18 protein-coding genes are annotated in these 18,544 nt (G+C 47.9%); 10 read left to right on the plus strand and 8 right to left on the minus strand.

What is annotated here, in order from left to right; genetic code table 11:
- The first annotated feature begins 195 nt into the window (after positions 1-195).
- The 4 genes from ACYQ1O_RS06450 to ACYQ1O_RS06465 all read left to right on the plus strand — a co-directional run bounded on the left by ACYQ1O_RS06450 (position 196) and on the right by ACYQ1O_RS06465 (position 5,845).
- Complete coding sequence (locus tag ACYQ1O_RS06450; RefSeq protein WP_459990838.1) at positions 196-1,305, plus strand: HlyD family secretion protein; 1,110 nt, start codon at positions 196-198, stop codon at positions 1,303-1,305.
- A complete protein-coding gene (locus ACYQ1O_RS06455; protein ID WP_459990839.1) occupies positions 1,284-3,242 on the plus strand; it encodes an ATP-binding cassette domain-containing protein in 1,959 nt (652 codons plus the stop codon). Before ACYQ1O_RS06450 ends, ACYQ1O_RS06455 begins: the two co-directional genes overlap by 22 nt.
- A gap of 96 nt (positions 3,243-3,338) precedes the next feature.
- Positions 3,339-4,493, plus strand: a complete 1,155-nt coding sequence (locus ACYQ1O_RS06460; protein WP_459990840.1) for an ABC transporter permease — start codon at positions 3,339-3,341, stop codon at positions 4,491-4,493.
- A 212-nt stretch (positions 4,494-4,705) separates the two neighbouring features.
- Positions 4,706-5,845: an ABC transporter permease gene (locus ACYQ1O_RS06465; protein ID WP_459990841.1), complete on the plus strand. Its 1,140-nt coding sequence runs from the start codon at positions 4,706-4,708 to the stop codon at positions 5,843-5,845.
- A gap of 38 nt (positions 5,846-5,883) precedes the next feature.
- Here ACYQ1O_RS06465 and ACYQ1O_RS06470 read toward each other — a convergent pair whose 3' ends face one another.
- The 4 genes from ACYQ1O_RS06470 to ACYQ1O_RS06485 form a co-directional block, all read right to left on the minus strand.
- Positions 5,884-6,264, minus strand: coding sequence for a hypothetical protein (locus ACYQ1O_RS06470; protein WP_459990842.1), 381 nt, complete (start codon positions 6,262-6,264; stop codon positions 5,884-5,886).
- 109 nt (positions 6,265-6,373) lie between these two features.
- Positions 6,374-6,760 carry a hypothetical protein gene (locus ACYQ1O_RS06475; protein WP_459990843.1) on the minus strand — a complete coding sequence of 129 codons (387 nt, stop codon included), beginning with the start codon at positions 6,758-6,760 and terminating at the stop codon, positions 6,374-6,376.
- 183 nt (positions 6,761-6,943) lie between these two features.
- Entirely contained in the window at positions 6,944-7,741 is a 798-nt protein-coding gene (locus ACYQ1O_RS06480) for a toll/interleukin-1 receptor domain-containing protein (protein ID WP_459990844.1), read from the minus strand.
- A gap of 295 nt (positions 7,742-8,036) precedes the next feature.
- Positions 8,037-8,432 (minus strand): winged helix-turn-helix transcriptional regulator, encoded by a 396-nt coding sequence (locus ACYQ1O_RS06485; protein ID WP_459990845.1) that lies wholly within the window; start codon positions 8,430-8,432, stop codon positions 8,037-8,039.
- Between the two features lie 100 nt (positions 8,433-8,532).
- Between ACYQ1O_RS06485 and ACYQ1O_RS06490 the strand changes: the two genes are divergently transcribed.
- Positions 8,533-9,384 carry an SDR family oxidoreductase gene (locus ACYQ1O_RS06490; protein ID WP_459990846.1) on the plus strand — a complete coding sequence of 284 codons (852 nt, stop codon included), beginning with the start codon at positions 8,533-8,535 and terminating at the stop codon, positions 9,382-9,384.
- 182 nt (positions 9,385-9,566) lie between these two features.
- On the opposite strand, the gene ACYQ1O_RS06495 is transcribed toward ACYQ1O_RS06490, so the two are convergent.
- The 4 genes from ACYQ1O_RS06495 to ACYQ1O_RS06510 form a co-directional block, all read right to left on the minus strand.
- On the minus strand, positions 9,567-9,995 hold the full coding sequence (locus ACYQ1O_RS06495; protein ID WP_459990847.1) for a ribosomal maturation YjgA family protein: 429 nt from the start codon (positions 9,993-9,995) through the stop codon (positions 9,567-9,569).
- Between the two features lie 126 nt (positions 9,996-10,121).
- Positions 10,122-10,523: a hypothetical protein gene (locus ACYQ1O_RS06500; RefSeq protein WP_459990848.1), complete on the minus strand. Its 402-nt coding sequence runs from the start codon at positions 10,521-10,523 to the stop codon at positions 10,122-10,124.
- Positions 10,524-10,543: 20 nt separating this feature from the next.
- Positions 10,544-10,987 (minus strand): hypothetical protein, encoded by a 444-nt coding sequence (locus ACYQ1O_RS06505; RefSeq protein WP_459990849.1) that lies wholly within the window; start codon positions 10,985-10,987, stop codon positions 10,544-10,546.
- Between the two features lie 56 nt (positions 10,988-11,043).
- Entirely contained in the window at positions 11,044-11,727 is a 684-nt protein-coding gene (locus ACYQ1O_RS06510) for a hypothetical protein (protein WP_459990850.1), read from the minus strand.
- Between the two features lie 717 nt (positions 11,728-12,444).
- Between ACYQ1O_RS06510 and ACYQ1O_RS06515 the strand changes: the two genes are divergently transcribed.
- The 5 genes from ACYQ1O_RS06515 to ACYQ1O_RS06535 all read left to right on the plus strand — a co-directional run bounded on the left by ACYQ1O_RS06515 (position 12,445) and on the right by ACYQ1O_RS06535 (position 18,462).
- Positions 12,445-13,089 (plus strand): MarC family protein, encoded by a 645-nt coding sequence (locus ACYQ1O_RS06515; RefSeq protein WP_459990851.1) that lies wholly within the window; start codon positions 12,445-12,447, stop codon positions 13,087-13,089.
- Positions 13,086-14,540 carry a TolC family protein gene (locus ACYQ1O_RS06520; RefSeq protein WP_459990852.1) on the plus strand — a complete coding sequence of 485 codons (1,455 nt, stop codon included), beginning with the start codon at positions 13,086-13,088 and terminating at the stop codon, positions 14,538-14,540. The genes ACYQ1O_RS06515 and ACYQ1O_RS06520 overlap by 4 nt, the downstream gene beginning before the upstream one ends.
- Before the next feature lie 665 nt (positions 14,541-15,205).
- The gene (locus tag ACYQ1O_RS06525; protein WP_459990853.1) at positions 15,206-16,354 is read left to right on the plus strand and encodes an efflux RND transporter periplasmic adaptor subunit; all 1,149 of its coding nucleotides are present in this window, start codon (positions 15,206-15,208) and stop codon (positions 16,352-16,354) included.
- 207 nt (positions 16,355-16,561) lie between these two features.
- Complete coding sequence (locus tag ACYQ1O_RS06530; RefSeq protein WP_459990854.1) at positions 16,562-17,242, plus strand: ABC transporter ATP-binding protein; 681 nt, start codon at positions 16,562-16,564, stop codon at positions 17,240-17,242.
- Positions 17,239-18,462 (plus strand): ABC transporter permease, encoded by a 1,224-nt coding sequence (locus ACYQ1O_RS06535; RefSeq protein WP_459990855.1) that lies wholly within the window; start codon positions 17,239-17,241, stop codon positions 18,460-18,462. Before ACYQ1O_RS06530 ends, ACYQ1O_RS06535 begins: the two co-directional genes overlap by 4 nt.
- Positions 18,463-18,544: the final 82 nt, after the last annotated feature.

Below are 18,544 nucleotides of genomic sequence, written 5' to 3' on the forward strand. Positions count from 1 at the left end.
GTCGAAGCATGAACGGAAAAATCCGGCCTTGAGACGATAACACAAGGGTACAAGTTGTAGGTGCGGATTTATCCGCACAGTGCGAATGAATTCGCACCTACATAAACTCTTCAGGGCAGTGACGTTACTGCTAAGAAGCTCAAGTTTTTCGTGCTTTTCGTTGACACAAACCCTCTCAGAGCTTAAGCAACCATTATGGAAAAGAAATCTAAATTTTTAACCTACACAGCCCTCGCTATCGGCGGCGTGCTTATTATGATGTCCGGTTGGTGGATTGGGTGGCGTGTGCCGCCTTTCCCCGAAGGTTTGGTACAAGCCAACGGACGTATTGAAGGTGACCATTACACGGTTTCCGGCAAATGGCCTGGGCGGGTCGTTTCTTTACTGGTACATGAAGGTGATTTGGTCGAAAAAGACCAAGCCATGATGGAATTGGACGATGCCCAAATTCTTGCCAAAGTCAGCCAGGCTCAAGCGGCGGTAGACATCAGCCAAGCCCAATACCAAGCCGCGTTTGCGGTTTTATCGGTTTATAAAAAGAATGTCCAATTGACGATAGACACAGCAAAAGCCGGACTAAGCCGCGCTGATGCCGATGTGTACGCCAGCAAAGCCAATCAAGAACAAGCTTATAAAGATGCCGAACGCTTCCGTGAATTGTTCAGCAGGGAAACCGTTGCCGAACAGCGCAGCGAACAAGCTTATTTAAATTGGAAAGTGGCGCGTGCCCAACATAGCGGAGCCTTATCGGTACGGATACAAGCGGAAAAACGCTTGGCAGAAGCGGGATTAGGCGGCGAGCAAATCCTAGCCAAACAAGAAGAGGTAGATGCCTTAGCTGCGAAAGTCCGGCAAGCGCAAGCGGCTTTGGCAGAAGCGCAAAGCGTGTTGGATGATTTCATTATCCTCGCTCCCGCCGCTGGCATGATTACCACGCGCATTGCCGACAACGGCGAAATGGTCGCCGCTGGCAGCCCTTTATTTGATATTGTCGATTTGAACCAGCTCTATCTGAAAGTCTATGTGCCAGAAAAAGAAGTCGGCAAAGTCCGTTTAGGCTTGCCCGCACAAATTTATACTGACGCTTATCCCGATCGACCCTTTCCGGCGGTCATCCGCTACATCGCTTCGCAAGCCGAATTTACGCCCAAAGAAGTGCAAACACCGGATGAACGGGTGAAATTGGTCTACGCCGTTAAATTGTATTTGAATGAAAACCCCGGTCATCAACTCACCCCTGGCTTGCCAGCCGATGCGGTGATCCGCTGGCAGGAGCAAACCCCGTGGGCGAAGCCGCGCTGGTAAACGACGCTGTTATCACGATCAGCGGCTTGTGCAAAAGTTATAAAAAGAAACTGGCGGTGAATACGGTTGACCTAAGCGTCAATCGTGGCGAAATTTATGGTTTGATCGGCCCCGATGGCGCGGGCAAAAGCAGTTTGATGAAAGCCATCGCGGGCGTATTGTCGTTTGAAAAAGGCAATCTGCAAGTGTTCGGCGTGGAGATCAATTCGGAAGCAGCGGCAGAACAGGTCAAAGGCCGATTAGGTTTTATGCCTCAAGGCTTGGGGCTGAATTTATACGGCGATTTGTCGGTGGAAGAAAATATCGATTTTTTCGCCCAACTCCGCCAAGTCACCCGCGAGCAACTGAGCGAGCGCAAAGAAAAATTGCTGACCATGACGCGCTTGGATGAATTTCGAGGTCGCCCGATGAAAAATCTCTCCGGCGGCATGAAGCAAAAACTGGGCTTGATTTGCACCTTAATACACGAACCCGAATTGGTGATTTTGGACGAACCCACGACGGGCGTTGATCCGGTTTCGCGGCGGGATTTTTGGGCTATCTTGGCGGAGTTGTTGCGCGAACGCGGCATTACCGCTTTAGTGTCCACTGCGTACATGGATGAAGCGGCGCGTTTTCAGCGTTTGTCTTTGATGTACGACGGGCAAATTTTAGCCGCTGGCGAACCTGATGCCATCAGCGAAAAAGCGCCTGGCTGTTTGTTGGAATTGACTGCCGAACCAGAGCTAGAAGCGCTAAAGCAAATAAAAGCCCGTTATCCGCAAACAGAATCCATCGGCGCAAAAATCCGTGTATTTGTCGATCACAGCAACATTGCTGATGCGGAAAAAACCGTTACCGATTTGCTTAAGGACATAAAAATCAGCAATGTCCGTGCATTTGCTGCAGAGTTGGAAGATGCCTTTATTGCCTTGTTGCGCTTGCGTCCCAACGCCGAAACCAAAGTTGTCGATGACACTATTCCCCGCTTCGACACGCCCTTGCCCAATACCGAAGGTATCGCCATTGAAGCCAAACAATTAACCCGCGATTTTGCAAAATTCCGCTCGGTTGACCATCTGAATTTTGTTGTCAAACAAGGCGAAATCTTTGGCTTGTTAGGGGCGAACGGTGCGGGCAAAACCACCGCCATCAAAATGCTGACTGGGATTTTGCCGCCCACCGAAGGCGAAGGCCAAGTCGCCGGAGCCGATATGCGCGATGCCGCGCAAACCATTAAAGAGCGCATCGGCTATATGTCGCAGGCATTTTCTTTGTATCTGGATTTGACCGTCATCGAAAACATCCGCCTGTTTGCCAGCATTTATGGCGTGGCGCGAAACATCAGCCAACAGCGTGTCGATTGGGTGATCCAACTGACTGGCTTGGCGGCAGTCACCCAGCAATTGGCAGGCAGCTTGCCGATGGGCATAAGGCAACGGCTGGCTTTGGGTTGTGCTTTGGTGCATCAACCGAGCGTGTTGTTTTTGGATGAACCGACATCAGGTGTTGATCCGGTCGGACGGCGGCATTTTTGGGAAATTCTGGTGCATCTCGCCCGTATCGAAAAAGTGGCGATTTTAGTGACCACGCATTACATGAGCGAAGCCGAACATTGCGATCATTTGGTGCTGATGTACGCAGGCCGTGTCATCGCCGACGACACGCCCGTCAATATGATCCAAGCCTTACAAGATGAAGCTGGGCAATTGTTAGAGATTAACACCGACAAGCCATTGGCCGCTTTGGGCTTGTTGCAAGAAGCTAAATTTCAGGGCGTGGCTTTATTTGGTAAGCATATCCATTTGCTGGCGAAAGATGCTAAAGCCACTGAAACACAGATTCGGGAGTTGTTGGAAAAGCAGTCGATTAAATTGATAAGTACCGAAACCCAAGCCCCGACGCTGGAAGATGTGTTTGTTTATCGGGTTTTGGCGGTTGAGAATAAAAAATCGTAGGTCGGGTTAGCGTCAGCGTAACCCGACAATCCCGTCGCCACATTTGTCGGGTTACGCTATCGCTAACCCGACCTACATTGTGAATAATTTGCACCCATGAATCTAAACCGCGTTTGGGCAGTCACCTATAAAGAATGGCGAGAAATTTTCCGCGATAAGCTGTTCTTTGCTATGGCATTTATCCTACCCGTGGGCATTTTTCTCGTTTTAGCCTTCGGCATTTCCTTCGATGTCGAAAAAATCTCCTTCGCCGTGCTAGACCGCGACGGCTCGGCGATGAGCCGCGATTTCCTGCACCGTTTTATGGATTCGCGTTATTTTGCTTACAAAGGCCATGTGCAAAGCGAGCGTGAGCTTGATCCGTTGTTGGCGCACAGCGATATTCGTTTTGCCATCATCATCCCTCCGCGTTTTCAGGAACAGTTGCTGGCGGGTCAAGCCACGTCGGTGCAGAGTTTGATCGACGGCGTTTTTCCCTACCGCGCTGAAGTGGCGAAAGGCTATTTATCGGCGATTATCGCCAATTTCAACGCTCAATCTTTAGTCAACTATCTCGCCTTGAAGCGCGGCCTTGCCAAGGAACAAGCACTCAGCCAAGTGCAACCCGTGCGTTTGGAATCTCGCTATTTGTACAACCAAGCCTTACGCAGCCAATGGTCGATTTCTTCTGGCTTGATGATGCTAGTTTTAATGGTCACGCCGCCGTTTTTGACCGCCTTAGGCGTGGTGCGGGAAAAGGAAAATGGCTCGATTTACAATATTTATGCCTCGACCATTTCCAGAAGTGAGTTTATTTTAGGCAAATTCCTACCGTATTTACTGATTTCCTGCCTGAACATTTTCATTCTCTGGGGCTTGGTGATGATGGTGTTCGGTACGCCGTTCAAAGGCGATCCGCTGTTTTATTATCTGGCTTCGGTGATTTACGTCATTTGCACAGCGGGTGTCGGCTTGGTCGTGTCGTTGATGGTGCGTACACAAGTCGCCGCTGTGATGCTCACTGTCGTGTTTTCATTTGTCCCCGCCATGTTGTATTCCGGTTTGTTAGTGCCGATTGAATCCATGGGCCTCGCGACCAAAATCGAATCGCATTTGTTCTCGCCGATTTATTACTTGCGGATTACCTGGGGCAGTTTTTTAAAAGGCTTGGGTTGGAGGGAGCTTTGGTTTGATGTGCTGGCTTTGGTGGTATATGCGTTGATTTTGTGGGTGGTGGGTTTTCTGAATTTCCACAAAAGGCCGTCGTCATGAACCGACTATTATTTTTCACCGCAATATCTTCAAAGTATCGTCATTCCGGCAGGGATTGCCGGAATCTAGGTCACATGGACGTGTAATTCGACTGAAACTTGATATTTTTTCACTTGAAAACAGTCAGTAATTTTAAATATCACCATCCTTGGCATCTGGATTCCGGCAATCCCTGCCGGAATGACGACTTCTCATAAAAGGGTTAAAAATGTATGCACACCTACTTAGATAGGATCATCGCCATGACCCTAAAAGAACTAAAACAATTGCTACGCGACCCGATGCTATTGTTAATCATCGCCTATTTTTTTACCGCCGATGTTTACATGGCTGGTTCTGGTATTAATTTAAACCTACGCAATGCGGCGGTAATGGTGATAGACAATGATCACAGCGCAGCCTCGCGGGAATTGATTTACCGCTTCCGTTTACCATATTTTCATTTTCAAGGCGAAGTGACGGGCAAAACCCAAGCTGAAGATTTGCTCAATAAAGGCAAAATACTGGCGGTGCTGGATATTCCTGAAAACTTCCAACAGCATTTGCTCCAAGGCCAAGCCACCGCTGTGCAATTGCAAGTCGATAGCAGCAATACGGTGTTAGGCACGTTGGCCTCGGCTTATGCCACGCAAATCACCGCTGATTTTGGGCAAGATTTTGTCACCAGTCGGCTGGGTTTGACTAACACCGAAACAGCCGCCTTGCCGATTATCGAAAACCGCTTTCGGGTTCTCTACAACCCCAATCAAGTCGATGGCTGGTTTATGTCGATCTCGGAATTACTGACCGTCATCACCCTGCTGTCCATGTTGCTACCCGCAGCCGCAGCCGTGCGCGAAAAAGAGCGCGGCACCATCGAACAGCTCGCCGTATCGCCCTTAAGTTCCTTGCAAATCTTATTGCCCAAAGTCATCTCAATGGGTTTGGTGATCTTGCTGGGCGTAGCGGTGTGTTTGTTTTGCATCATCATCCCGCTGTTTCATTTGCCGGTAAAAGGCAGCTTCGGATTGTTTTTCTCGGTGACGGCTTTGTATGTTTTTACCACGTCTGGGATTGGCTTGTTCATCGCTACCATCAGTAAAAGTATGGCGCAAATGACCATGTTAGGCATTATGTTACTCATGCCAATCCTGTTGTTATCCGGTGCCTGGACACCGCCCGAAGCCATGCCATCCGCCATGCGTATGGGCATGACCATCTCGCCCTTGTATTACTACAACGAAATGAGCTACGCGATTTTACTCAAAGGCGCAGGTATAGAGATTGTGTGGGATTCGCTGTTAGGCTTGTCGGTGCTGGGTTTGGTATTTTTTAATTTTGGGGTCTGGCGGTTTCGGCGGCAATTTGGGTGATTTTTGCAAAACCAAATAAATGAGGAGGCGTTTGCATCCTAATCGTCTGAGTCTATCCATTGGCTTTCATCATCTACTGGCTTAGGAAGGCGACCCAACAACCATTCTGCACAATCATCCGGCCCGAAGTTGGGGTCATGGCCTTCGATAACCCATGACAGAAAATCGTCTGGCCCACCATTCATATAAGGCGGGGGTGAAACGGGCTGAAATGAAGTGGGCAATCTATTATCTAGCGACAGGTAGTTTAGAACATGACCGAACTCTTGAACGGTATGCCACGCAAGCGGGTGGTTGATGTCGATTGAAAATTTAACCCACCAACGCCCGTCCTCGCCTTTACCGCTACCGATTGCACCGTATATTGCGGGTACTTTTTTCAGGAACTCTGTCAATTTCGAAAACGATGGATCAGTCATGGCGATACTCAATGTTGTGGTCAGATGTTAAGAGAGTAGGGCGGTTTCGTGCTAGCAAACCGCCATCGGTAGTCCAAAAGGGTGGATTGCTAGCGCGAATCCTTACAAGTTAGGTGTCTGGGTTCGTATGCAGGCCTGCAATTTCTTCGATTTCTACATCACCGATCTTTCGGGAGCCTTCCATGAAATAACCTCGAACACCGACTTTGGCTCTCGATCGGTGGACAATTTCCCGCATCTCGGGAACAAGAATCCACATAGACGCCCTTCCTGAAAGTGAAACAACCACCTCGTCATCGCATGGCGTTCCTGATTCGTCTAGGAATTCTGGATGAATCATGTAGATCGAATCTTTTAGCGGATCGTCGCCTTCGTACATGAAGTCGCAACGCAGATGCTGGTATGTCACCTTTCGACCACCTTCTGATGGTGCGTAGAGGCGGTACCTGACGATGAAATCAGCTGGATACTTACGAATCTGATGGTACGTTTTCATGTGGTTCGCGCTTCAGTTGTCTACTGTTACGGTAATGGGATTGACGCCTCTGCTGTTAGCCTTAGTTTGCAGGTTGGGGTGTACCCAAGGGCATAAAAGGAACGAACCCCAACGCAAAGGCAGATGTTTCAGTTGTTGGGGTTCACAAATTTATCCTAACCTACGAACTAATATATTAACGGGTTAGTTTTGCTTCCATCCGATATGTTTAACTTCAATCGGTAATGATCCGAGAATTTCGCGTAGTCCCTCTATGTAACTACCCGGCTCTTTCCAAACATACTGTTTGAGAAGTTCAGGAACAACACCCTTATTTCCGCTAGAGTCTTTAAAAACTAATGGAATGATAGAAAATTTATCATTCTTTTCCCGTTTTTGTTCTATTGCGTAATTAATTTCTGTTGCAAGAAAATCTTCATCTTTGTAGCTTGTGGTTATGAAAAAAACAGCCGCACAAGACTCCTGCATTCCCTTTAATAGCGCTCTTTCAAGTGGAACTCCAGCAGGCATTGCATCCTCATCAAGCCAAGGATTAAAGCCAAAATCCCTAAGAATATTGAAAAAATCTCTTACAACAGGTTTGTCAATTCCTTTGTGGCTCAGAAATATTTTCACATTCTTTGGTTTATTTAGTTTTTTTGGCGTGAACCCGCCTTCCAATAACAAAGCTCCGGCATAAGTATTGATTTCATCAAACTCTAATGGAGCTAACTGATCATCTATTAGAATTAACGTCAATCCTTCATAAAACTCGTCAATTTCGTAATTTCCGTTAGACTCAAATTTGTCATTTCCAAACCAAAGTGCTTCAAGTTTTAAGTTCTCATGAGGGCGATTCTCAATAAATGGGGCGTTATAAAGCCGTCTTGGTAAACCATCAATCCATACGGATAGCAGCCCTGAAAAATTAACTTTTTCTTTTTGGATTTGCTTGCTTCCATTTGTGTCGTTATAAAAAACTAGATTGTAAAAATTAGCCATATATTACCTAAATTTGCCCAACGTTAATTGGGCATCCTTATAGACGAAAAAAAACACGTCAAAAAGTTGCCCATAAATTTTTTAAAATAAAAACTCTTTTTATCCTTCACTTACCAACACTCAGCCTGTCCTAAAAACGCTGCATTACACTTCAGGCGAATCAATCAAACAACAGCTCTGATTTTGCTTTTTTGGACAGGCCAGATAATGCCCTAATCTTTTAACCTTGTAAACGAACCCCAATGCAAAGGCAGATTTTTCAGTTTAGGCAGTGCGCGGACACTTAAATAAACCGTCATTTCTGATCTGACACCGCCTGTTGCCCCTTGATGATTTCCGGCAGATTCGTCTCTATCCAGTTCGTCAGTGCCTCCACTTGACGAGCAATACCATCACCCAACGGGGTGAGCGAGTACTCCACATGCGGCGGTACCACCGGATACGATACCCGCTGAACAAAGCCATCCTGTTCCAATTGTTGTAGGGTTTGCGCCAGCATTTTTTCACTGACGCCACCGATTTTGCGGCGCAATTCGCTGAATCGGTGTGTGCCGCCGATTAGCACCACCAACACCAAAACACCCCACTGACTGGTGACATGCTTGAGAATTTCGCGCGAAGGGCATTCTTTGGCGAGCACTTTTCCGTGGCGCATCATCTCTGCCAGTTGACCTGTTTTTGTTTCATCCATTGCACTTACCTTTTTGTATGTACTTACTAAAAGTAATTGTAAAAGATATACTCCGTTTGCACAATCCAACTACGAAACTGTAAATACAAAAGGAGACATTATGATCGTTATCACAGGCGCGACCGGACAACTCGGTCGCCACGTTATCACTTCGCTATTAACAAAAGTTCCCGCCGCCAGCTTGGTCGTTGCGGTCCGCAATGAGGAAAAAGCTAAGGACTTTGCCGCGTTAGGCGTGCAGGTCCGTTACGCCGATTACAATCAACCAGCCAGCTGGGATACTGCGCTCCAAGGTGCAGACAAAGTCTTATTGATTTCGTCGAGCGAGATCGGGCAGCGCGTCAAACAGCACAGTGCCGTTATCGACGCAGCTAAGCGAGCGGGTGTAAAGCTGCTGGCTTATACCAGTGTTCTCCATGCGGACACCTCGGTACTTGGACTCGCAGACGAACATCGGCAAACCGAAGCCGCTATTCAAGCTTCTGGCGTGCCGTTTGTTATGCTGAGGAATGGCTGGTACACCGAAAATTATACGGCGAGCATTCCTGCGGCACTGTCGCTAGGTGCTTTGTATGGCTGTGCAGGTGATGGGCGTATCTCTTCTGCTGCGCGGGCTGATTACGCAGAAGCCGCCGCTGTGGTGCTAACCAGCGACCATCAGGCCGGAAAAATATACGAACTGGCAGGCGACACCGCCTTCACGTTAAGCGAATTTGCCGCTGAGATTTCCAAGCAAAGTGGCAAGACAATTCCCTACGTCAATTTACCAGAAGAAGTGTATAAAAAAGCATTGCTTGATGCGGGTTTGCCAGAATTTCTTGCCGAACTTCTGGCGAATTCTGATACAGGCGCATCTAAAAGTGCGTTGTTTGATGATGGGCAGCAGTTGAGCAAACTTATCGGCAGGCAACTTGCTACATGGGAATCGGTAATAACAGCCGCGATGGCTTAACGCGTTGATAAATTAAGGAAGTGCTGAACTAATCGCTTCCGCTCATGCTTCGACAAGCTCAGCACGAACGGAATCAATTAGTTACCGTTCGGCTTTATGCCTGTCGGCACTGAGCTTGACGAATGGCATGAATGGGATCAATTAGATGTAGGGTGGGCAGGCTTTTTTGCCCACCGTTTGCCTCATAGTCTTGCATTTTCCTTTGATTTACATGCATTTTTTGCCTTAAAGAACCACCCGTCGAACGGCGCAACGATGGCTATGCCAATAGTGTAAGAGAGCATGTCCAGCCATGAGAAGCGCGATCCGAGCACCAGATGACCTGGCGTTGTTGCGCGAATGTGGTTGATCCAAGGTGACTGATACAACTGGCTAATTTCATCGGCGTACGAGATGGCGAGTGAGTACAAGGCGACTTTGATGACCGATGCGCTTGGTATAAAGAGGCAAACCAGCCAATAAACCATCTGCGCCCAAAGAGCGTCGCCGGGGTACTTTTCCAGAACGGCAGGAAACAGCGCCGGAAACTTCCTTGAGGCGAGTCCAATGCCGACGGTGCAGATGACAGCCGCAGCAAGATGTATTCGATTGCGGATAGCGTTACTCACCATGTGTTTTGCGGAAATTCTAATATAGATAGGAGGTGGTCGTAGCGGGGTGAGCTTATTAAAAGACGCTTTGTCTATTTATAAAGACTTACTTGTTGGTTTGCACAAATATATATCTCGACCGACAAGCTATGACGGTTTACTTTGGCTCGGTATTACTTTACGGCTTAAGTAGACTGCAAGGCCTATTATTCCACATAAATATAATGCTAAAGCCGGAACATAAAAGTAAATGCCAACAAATAACGCTGCTCCAAGAGCATTAGCTCCCTCATGTGTTCCTATAAAAAATAAGGCGAAACCAGCAATCGATAAAATATTTGCAATGCCGAATATAAAGTGAACTACTTTATTTAACTTAAAGGTTTGATTGTCTAATGTAAGGCGAAGGACCGCAAATAAAATGAGGGCATCACCAAAAAATGAGAGTTCTGCAAACCACCCATGTACGGATTTAAATAATAACGAGCTTAAAACCCACAGTATTATGGTCAAAGCAAGTGCAATATTAGCCAGTACAATATTAAACATTTATTTTCCCAACGTTTGAATTAATGGACACCGTGACGGATTACCCTTACTTTTTTCTTTAAGCCAGAAGCATCTAAATAGGCATTTGCGCCACAATAACTTGGGGAGCAATGTTCACCAACCGCTTGGACACTTGCGACATTACCAACTAATTTAATAGAAACAGAACAGCCAATATTCTTGGACATTAGAACACCATTTTCAAAATGACCAACACCACGGAATGAACAAAAATGCCCCCAATCCGCCTCAGTATGTATCCACAAGTTAAAGCTTGATTTATTGCGGCGTTGAATTTTTAATCCTTCTTTGACTTTGCAACCTTTTGAAGTGTAGTTTTCATATGTGGGTGAACAGGCTGTATAAATGGAATGTTCATAGTCACCCTCTATATTTTTGGCAGCAGCGCCTATGCTGCTTGAAAGCAAAAATAATAGTGATATGAATAATGTTTTGAATTTCATAAGGGCTTGCGTAGCGGCAACTGATTTTGAGCGACAGGTTAGGGAGATGGCTTGGTTCATTGATTTGTTACGACATCATTTACGTAATGAAACATAACTCCACCAATCTGTGCGTACTCAGGTGGTCTACGTTCCATTTCTTCAAGAGGGCGGCTTCCATGAATAACTAATACCCTATCTTTCCATTCCAAATTTATAGAAGGAATACCTTTCAAATACAACGCTGTCATTGGGAATGAAGTAAGTGGAAGCCTAGAAATCGTTACTTTTCGATGAAAACTGCTCACAGCACCACAGTCAGTCATGGAAACCTCAGCAATATACCGTCCGTTTTCTGATAACGAGCGTTCATAAATAGAGGTCTCGCACATATTTTCTCTCCATAATTCACCTATAAAGGAAAGACTTAAAATGCATCCGTAGAAGGCCGTAGCGATGGATGTTGTTACTGCAAGGGAAAAAATCACATAAACCAAGACTTTCTTCGACAGTAATTTTTCTCTGTTTCGGAAAACGAGCCAAAACGATAGAGAGGCACATAGAAATGAAGCGAATAGCAATCCATCTCTTATAAGAATGAACGGAGTTAAAAAATCCATGGCTGTGTAGGCGAGCTCGCTTGCAGTGTTGATATTTTTCTTTGCATATTGAACAAGAGCATTTGCTGCCAATAGTATGAGGTGCACTGCGCCTAATGCACCTGATGAAATTATGGCGCTCTTTGTGATGCGATTTGTCATGCAAAACCTCCAACGCGTGCCTGTCAGGGAAGATTGGCGAAGCCACCGAAGCAAACCTTCAAAACCGCCAAAATAAGGAGTGTCACGCTTGAGTGTAATGTTGGGTATTATATACCAAACAAGCTTTTTTCTAGGGCTTACAACTATTAAACCAATTCGTCTATGGACGGAATAACGCTGCTGATTCCGTCATGCAGTGAACAAGCATTCAGCGCAATGCCTTTCAGTTATTGTGTTCTACATATTTCTAAAAACTCTCATTGCCCAACGTTACTTAGGCATCCTAATTGACGTAAAAAACACGTTAAAAGTTTGCTCATAATTTTTTAAAATATTAAAAATCACTTAATTCCAATTGCTTATCAATAGTTGGCATGTCCTAAAAAAGCTAGATTACACTTCAGGCGAATAAATCAAAAAACAGCTTTGTTTTTGCTTTTTTGGACAGGCCAGATAATGCGCCATTCTTTAAGCCTTGTAAACGAAGTCCTTCAGAAAAAGGTGGTTAGTTTGTCGGCTAGGTTTGGTTCGTTCAAGCTCTAGTTTGGGAACAAGCGAATGCGCGATACCGTACAGACTTAGCCATTTATTTCATACAAACTCCGGCCTCCAGCAATTCAAATTAATCTACAGGTTTTGCAGTTAACAAACCACGCCCATTTATGCCCAAACCCTCACCCAACCCCACTAACACTTGATAACAATCGCCAATAAATCATGCTGAGCTGGAATGATTATTTACAGCTCTCGGTGGGCTTGGTTTCTGTGGTTAATCCTATTGGCGTGATCCCGACTTTTATTGCTTTGTCTAGGGATCGGCCCGTTGCAGAGCGTCACCATACAGCTTGGGTGTGTGCGTTTTCGGTGGCGATGGTGTTGTCGGTGGCTTTATTGGCGGGCGAGCCGATTTTGCATTTTTTGGGTATTGGCCTGCCGTCATTTCGGGTGGCGGGTGGTTTGTTGATGCTGATGATGGGGATTTCCATGCTGTATGCCAATAATGACCCGATTCGCCACACGCCGGAAGAACGGGCGGAATCGTATGAGAAAGATTCTATTGCGGTTGTGCCGCTGGCGATTCCTTTATTAAGCGGCCCTGGGGCGATCAGTACGGTGATTGTTTATGGTCAGGGCGGGCATTCTTTGGCCCACTATTTATTAGTGGGCAGCGTGATTGTGTCGGTGAGTGTTTTGGTGTTGGCGGCACTGCTCGCCGCGCCGAAAATTGCCGATGTCATGGGGCGCACGGGTATGAATGTGGTGACGCGTTTGATGGGCTTGCTATTAACGTCTATCGCCGTGGAATTTATTGCCAAAGGATTGGGCGAATTGTTTCCGGTTTTGGTGAAGGTGTTTCCATGAAACCGATTTTATGGGCGGTATTATTCATGGCTTTTTGCCCATTAATCGCCACCGCCAATTCCGATAGCCGATTTGCCGACCCATTCGACACGCATCAGCAAGTCCGTGAAAGCCCAGACCAAAAACAGCACGAAGAGGACGATCCTTGCCGCCTGAACACGGATAGCCAGCAGGCGTGGACGTTGGTGGATGTGATTAACCAAGCCCTGTGTTTTAATCCGCAAACCCGTCTGGCTTGGGCGAATGCGCGGTATCAAGCTGGGCAAGTCGGCATTGCCAAAGCGGCGTATTTGCCTACGGTGACCTTAACGACCTCGCTTTCTAGTGGCGCAAATTCGTCCAGTGGCAGCAATGTGCAATCGACGTCAACTACCAGCATTACGAGCAATACGAGCACTTCCAATTCGGATCAAGTCATCAACCGCTTCACGCCTGCACTCAGTTTAAGTTATCTGCTTTATAACTTTGGCGGACGGGAAGCTTTGCTGGAGACCGCACAAAAAACCTTGGAAGCGTCCAATTGGACACAAGATGCGGTTTTGCAAACGGTAATGTTCTCGGCGATTCAAGCTTATTACCAAGTGTTTGCTAGCCAAGCCGCCGCCGATGCCTCTTTAGTGTCGGAGAACGCGACCAGCGAAGCTTTGAAGGCGGCAAAAACCCGTCATGACATTGGCGCAGCGGCGTTGGCGGATGCCTTGCTGGCACAAACGGCTTTTGCCCAAGCCCGCCTGAACCGTCAAAAAACGGAAGGTGAAGCTAGGGTTGCCAGCGGTAGTCTGGCGAACGCGTTGGGGCTGCAAGCCGATTATCACTTGCAAATCGCGCCGCCGTCGGTACCCAAACCCAGTCTTGAGCAAGACAACAATGTGCGGCAATTGATTGAACAGGCGAAAACGCTACGGCCCGATTTGGCAGCCGCCGAAGCCAATATTCAAGCGGCAGAAGCCAGCGTAAAAGCCGCCGAAGCGGGGCATATGCCGAGTATTTCTTTAGTCGGTAATTTGGGTTACAGCAATACCAGTTTGCCTAGCGAAACCCAAAGCTGGTCGGTGGGGATGCAAATCAGTGTGCCGCTGTTCACGGGTTTTAATATCACTTATCAAGTCCGTAGCGCCAAAGAGCAGCTCGAAGTGCAACGTGCCAATTTTGACCAACTCGACCAAACCGTCAGTTTGGATGTCTGGAGGGCTTATCAATTGTTAAACATTGCCCATGACACCTTTAAAAGCAGCGAAGATTTGCTGGCGAGTGCGTTCCAATCGGAGCGCGTGGCGATGGAGCGATATAAGGCTGGGGCGGGCAATATTATTGATGTGTTGACTGCTCAAGGGAGCCATGCCAATGCGCGGCTGCAAGTTATTCAAGCGCAATATGCTTGGTTGACGCAAAAGGCGCAATTGGCTCAGGCTTTGGGAAGGTTGGATTATTCTTCGCTTCCGTCAAGATAAATTAGGTTTCGACGCTCGTTCCCAAGCTCCGGCTTCACTGCCATTAAGTTAAGGAAAAAAACTATATGAACCAGAGACTTAATCCGTTCGTGCTGAGCTTGTCGAAGCATGAATGGTTTAAGTCTCTGCTCACGGATTTTTCCGCTCATCCTTCGACAGGCTCAGGACGAACGGAAAAATCCTGCCACAATCAGCCTATACCATTGATAGGTATTGTTAATTATTAACTTAATGGCAGTGAAGCTCCGGCTTGGGAATGCGGTTTCAGAAGCTCCAGCTTCTTGTCGTATTCGAAGCTAGAGCTTCTGAAACTTGGGCTACCAAGCCGGAGCTTGGGAACCAGCATGAAACTCGATAGATGCGCTTCGTTCCTCAGCACATCCTACGATTTTGATCACGGATTTTTCCGTTCGTCCTGAGCTTGTCCCACAGGGACTTCCGTTGGTCGTCGAAGGATAAATGGAAAAATCCGACCTAGCAACACAGCCGTTCATACTTCGACAAAGCTCTCGGCAACTGACCTGTCCTTAGACCCCCTTGGGGGCGTTGCTCTACCTCCTGCATCCATGCAGTCGAGCACGAACGGGGCTGTGTTGCTTTACTTGAAGGCTTTGGTTTCCCTCCCGCCGCCTTGCCGCAACTTTTTTATCCCATCCAGGTAACCTATGGAACGCTCTTGGTTTAGTCGACACATCGCCATAATTTTGATTGTGCTAATAGCCGTCCTTGCGGGCGGCTATTGGTTCAGCCCTTGGCGGACGGCAGAAAAAAAGCCCAACTACCGCACAGAAATCTTAGCTAAAGGCAAACTCACCACCCTGATTTCCGCCAACGGCACGTTAAATCCTGTGGTGTTGGTCAACGTCGGTACGCAGATTTCCGGCGTGGTCAATAAACTAAATGTCGATTTTAACGACCGCGTGACCCAAGGCCAGATTCTGGCAGAAATTGATCCGTCGTTGATTAACGCCCAGCTCGAACAAAGCCAAGCGAATCTGGCTAACACTCAAGCCTCATTGAAACTGGCGCAATTAAACGCGCAACGCTCGCGTGAATTGTATGCGAAAGATTACATCGCCAAATCTGAGCTTGACCAATCCGTGCAAGCTTTGTCGGTAGGGAAAGCCTTGGTCGATGCGGCGGTGGGATTGCTGAAGCGCGATAAAACCAATCGCGGCTATACCATTATCAAATCGCCTGTGTCGGGGGTGGTGGTGTCGCGCAGTGTCGATATTGGGCAAACCGTCGCCGCCAGTTTTACCACGCCGACTTTGTTCACCATCGCCAAAGATTTGAAAATGATGCAAATCGATACCTCGGTTGCTGAAGCCGATGTCGGCGGGGTGCGGAAAGAGCAAGCGGTCAACTTTAGCGTTGATGCTTATCCAGACCGCGTTTTTACCGGCGCAGTCCGCCGCATTCGGTTAGATTCGACGGTTTTGCAGAATGTAGTAACTTATGACGTGGTGATTGATGTCAGCAACCCTGATGAAATCTTGCTGCCCGGCATGACGGCTTTTGTGAATATCGTTATTCAAGAACGCAAAGATAGTTTAAGAATCCCGCTAGCTGCCTTTAAGTTTTATCCAACGAGCAGCATGACCGGAAAAATAGCAAAAACGGTGTACCGTTTGGAAAATGGCAAAGCCGTGGCCGTGCCTGTTGAAATCGGCATCAGCGACGGCAAATATGGTGAAGTGATTGGCGGGGATTTAAAAGCGGGTGATGCGGTGATTCTTGAAGATTTGAATGCGAATAGTGCGGAAGGCAAAGCTGTTGCGGATAAACAAAACTTCCGCGTTAAGGCGTTTTGATGCCCAAATTATATTGGTGCGACTCTATTAAGCTCTGCGGTTTGCAAATTAGTAAAGTCGCAACGTGAAAGTAAATAGAAAACGTCATTCCGGCAGGGATTGCCGGAATCCAGATTACAGGGATGTATTCAACGTTTGCCATCCATGGCTTCTGGATCTCGGCAATCCCTGCCGAGATGGCGGCCTAACCTTTTGCGATAGATCCTTATGACCCGCCCCCTAATCTCCGTCAGCGGACTCTACAAACAATACTTAGAAAACGTCCCCGTACTCAAAGACATTAACTTCAACATCGAAAGCGGCGAGTTCGTCGCCATCATGGGCCATTCCGGTTCAGGAAAATCGACTTTAATGAACATCCTCGGTTGCTTGGATACCGCCACTGCCGGGCATTATTTCCTACAAGACCGCGACACCGCCACCTTAAGTTCAGACGAACTAGCGAACCTGCGTAACCAATTAATCGGTTTTGTTTTTCAAGGCTTCAACTTATTGCCGCGCAGTTCGCTGTTAGAAAACATTGCCTTACCTTTACTGTATGCAGGTAAAAGCAAATCCGAGCGGCGCGACAAAGCCCTGCAAATGCTCAACCGTGTCGGCTTGGCAGAATTTGGCGAACGCCGACCCAACCAATTATCCGGCGGACAGCAACAGCGCGTCGCCATCGCCAGAGCTTTAGTCAACGACCCAAAACTCATCCTCGCTGATGAACCGACGGGCAATTTGGATACGCAAACCAGCGAAGACATTATGAAAATTTTTCTCGATATGAACACAGAGCAGAAAATCACCATCATCTTAGTTACCCACGAACCCGATATTGCCGCCCACGCCAAGCGCATGATTTTGGTAAAGGACGGGCAAATCGAAAGCGACAAAAGCAAATGATAGTCGGCGCATTATTGGGCGAAGGCTGGGCGGCGATGCTCGCCAATCGGATGCGGACATTGCTCACCATGCTGGGGATGGTGTTTGGTGTCGGCGCGGTCATTATGATGATGGCTATTGGGCAAGGCGCGGAATTGATGGTGAATGAGTCCATCGCGTCGATGGGCAGCAATTTGTTTATTGTTTTGTCCGGCTCTACCTCGGCGGGTGGTACGCGGCAAGGTTCCGGCACGGTGCCGACGCTGACCTTAGCCGATTCTGAAGCGATCAGCGAGTTGCCGGAAATCGCCGCCGTCGCGCCCAATATTTTTAATTCCGCGCAACTAATTTACGCCTCTAACAATTGGAGTACCCAAGTCGTAGGCACGACCCCACCCGTACTTGAAGTGCGCGATTGGCAAGTGGTCGCGGGCGAAGGTTTTAAAGACAGCGACACCCGCGCAGCGACGCGGGTGCTGTTGATGGGGCAAACCGTGGTGAAAAACCTGTTTGGCGATGAAAATCCAGTCGGCAAAATCGTCCGAGTAAAAAACAGCCCGTTTTTGGTGTTGGGTGTGTTAGCGCAAAAAGGCCAAAGTCTGGACGGACGCGATCAAGACGACACCGTGTTAGTGCCGATCACCACCGCACAACGGCAATTGTTCGGCAACCAATTCCCCGGCATGGTACGGATGATTTTGGTGAAAGCCAAGTCCGCTGAAGTGATGGCGAAAGCTGAACAGGAAATGGTGGATTTGCTGCACACGCGGCATCGCATCCATGCCGATAAAGAAAATGATTTTTCCGTCCGCAACCTCACCGCCTTAGCCCAAGCCGCCGCCAGCACCACCGAAGCCATGTCCACCATGCTCGGCGCCATCGCCTCGGTGTCGCTGTTGGTCGGTGGCATCGGCATCATGAACATCATGCTGGTGTCGGTCACCGAAAGGACACGCGAAATCGGTATCCGCATGGCAATTGGCGCAAGAAACGGTGACATTTTGCTGCAATTTCTGTTTGAAGCCGTGATGATTTCGCTGGCGGGCAGCTTTATCGGCGCGGTGTTGGGGATTGCTTGCGCGTATCTTTACAGCCAAGTCTACGATACTTTGGCGGTGGTGACGCTCAGCTCGGTGTTGATGGCGTTTGGTGTTGCCGCCAGTGTCGGGGTGTTTTTTGGTTTTTATCCGGCGCGGAAAGCGGCGAATTTAAAGCCGATTGAGGCTTTGCGGTTTCAGTAGCGGGAGAAAGATGGTAATTTTTAAAAAAGTCTAGCTATGTTCGGTAACAGACAGACCGGGCATGGCGTTTAAGTAGAATGGT

Source organism: Methylosoma difficile (assembly GCF_054657615.1).

Coding starts and splice junctions, on each gene's coding strand:
- ACYQ1O_RS06530 (WP_459990854.1), top strand. CDS start 16,562: ATGACCCGCCCCCTAATCTCCGTCAGCGGACTCTACAAACAATACTTA.
- ACYQ1O_RS06485 (WP_459990845.1), bottom strand. CDS start 8,432: ATGGATGAAACAAAAACAGGTCAACTGGCAGAGATGATGCGCCACGGA.
- ACYQ1O_RS06515 (WP_459990851.1), top strand. CDS start 12,445: ATGCTGAGCTGGAATGATTATTTACAGCTCTCGGTGGGCTTGGTTTCT.
- ACYQ1O_RS06490 (WP_459990846.1), top strand. CDS start 8,533: ATGATCGTTATCACAGGCGCGACCGGACAACTCGGTCGCCACGTTATC.
- ACYQ1O_RS06505 (WP_459990849.1), bottom strand. CDS start 10,987: ATGAAATTCAAAACATTATTCATATCACTATTATTTTTGCTTTCAAGC.
- ACYQ1O_RS06480 (WP_459990844.1), bottom strand. CDS start 7,741: ATGGCTAATTTTTACAATCTAGTTTTTTATAACGACACAAATGGAAGC.
- ACYQ1O_RS06520 (WP_459990852.1), top strand. CDS start 13,086: ATGAAACCGATTTTATGGGCGGTATTATTCATGGCTTTTTGCCCATTA.
- ACYQ1O_RS06470 (WP_459990842.1), bottom strand. CDS start 6,264: ATGACTGATCCATCGTTTTCGAAATTGACAGAGTTCCTGAAAAAAGTA.
- ACYQ1O_RS06500 (WP_459990848.1), bottom strand. CDS start 10,523: ATGTTTAATATTGTACTGGCTAATATTGCACTTGCTTTGACCATAATA.
- ACYQ1O_RS06465 (WP_459990841.1), top strand. CDS start 4,706: ATGCACACCTACTTAGATAGGATCATCGCCATGACCCTAAAAGAACTA.
- ACYQ1O_RS06510 (WP_459990850.1), bottom strand. CDS start 11,727: ATGACAAATCGCATCACAAAGAGCGCCATAATTTCATCAGGTGCATTA.
- ACYQ1O_RS06450 (WP_459990838.1), top strand. CDS start 196: ATGGAAAAGAAATCTAAATTTTTAACCTACACAGCCCTCGCTATCGGC.
- ACYQ1O_RS06495 (WP_459990847.1), bottom strand. CDS start 9,995: ATGGTGAGTAACGCTATCCGCAATCGAATACATCTTGCTGCGGCTGTC.
- ACYQ1O_RS06475 (WP_459990843.1), bottom strand. CDS start 6,760: ATGAAAACGTACCATCAGATTCGTAAGTATCCAGCTGATTTCATCGTC.
- ACYQ1O_RS06525 (WP_459990853.1), top strand. CDS start 15,206: ATGGAACGCTCTTGGTTTAGTCGACACATCGCCATAATTTTGATTGTG.
- ACYQ1O_RS06460 (WP_459990840.1), top strand. CDS start 3,339: ATGAATCTAAACCGCGTTTGGGCAGTCACCTATAAAGAATGGCGAGAA.
- ACYQ1O_RS06535 (WP_459990855.1), top strand. CDS start 17,239: ATGATAGTCGGCGCATTATTGGGCGAAGGCTGGGCGGCGATGCTCGCC.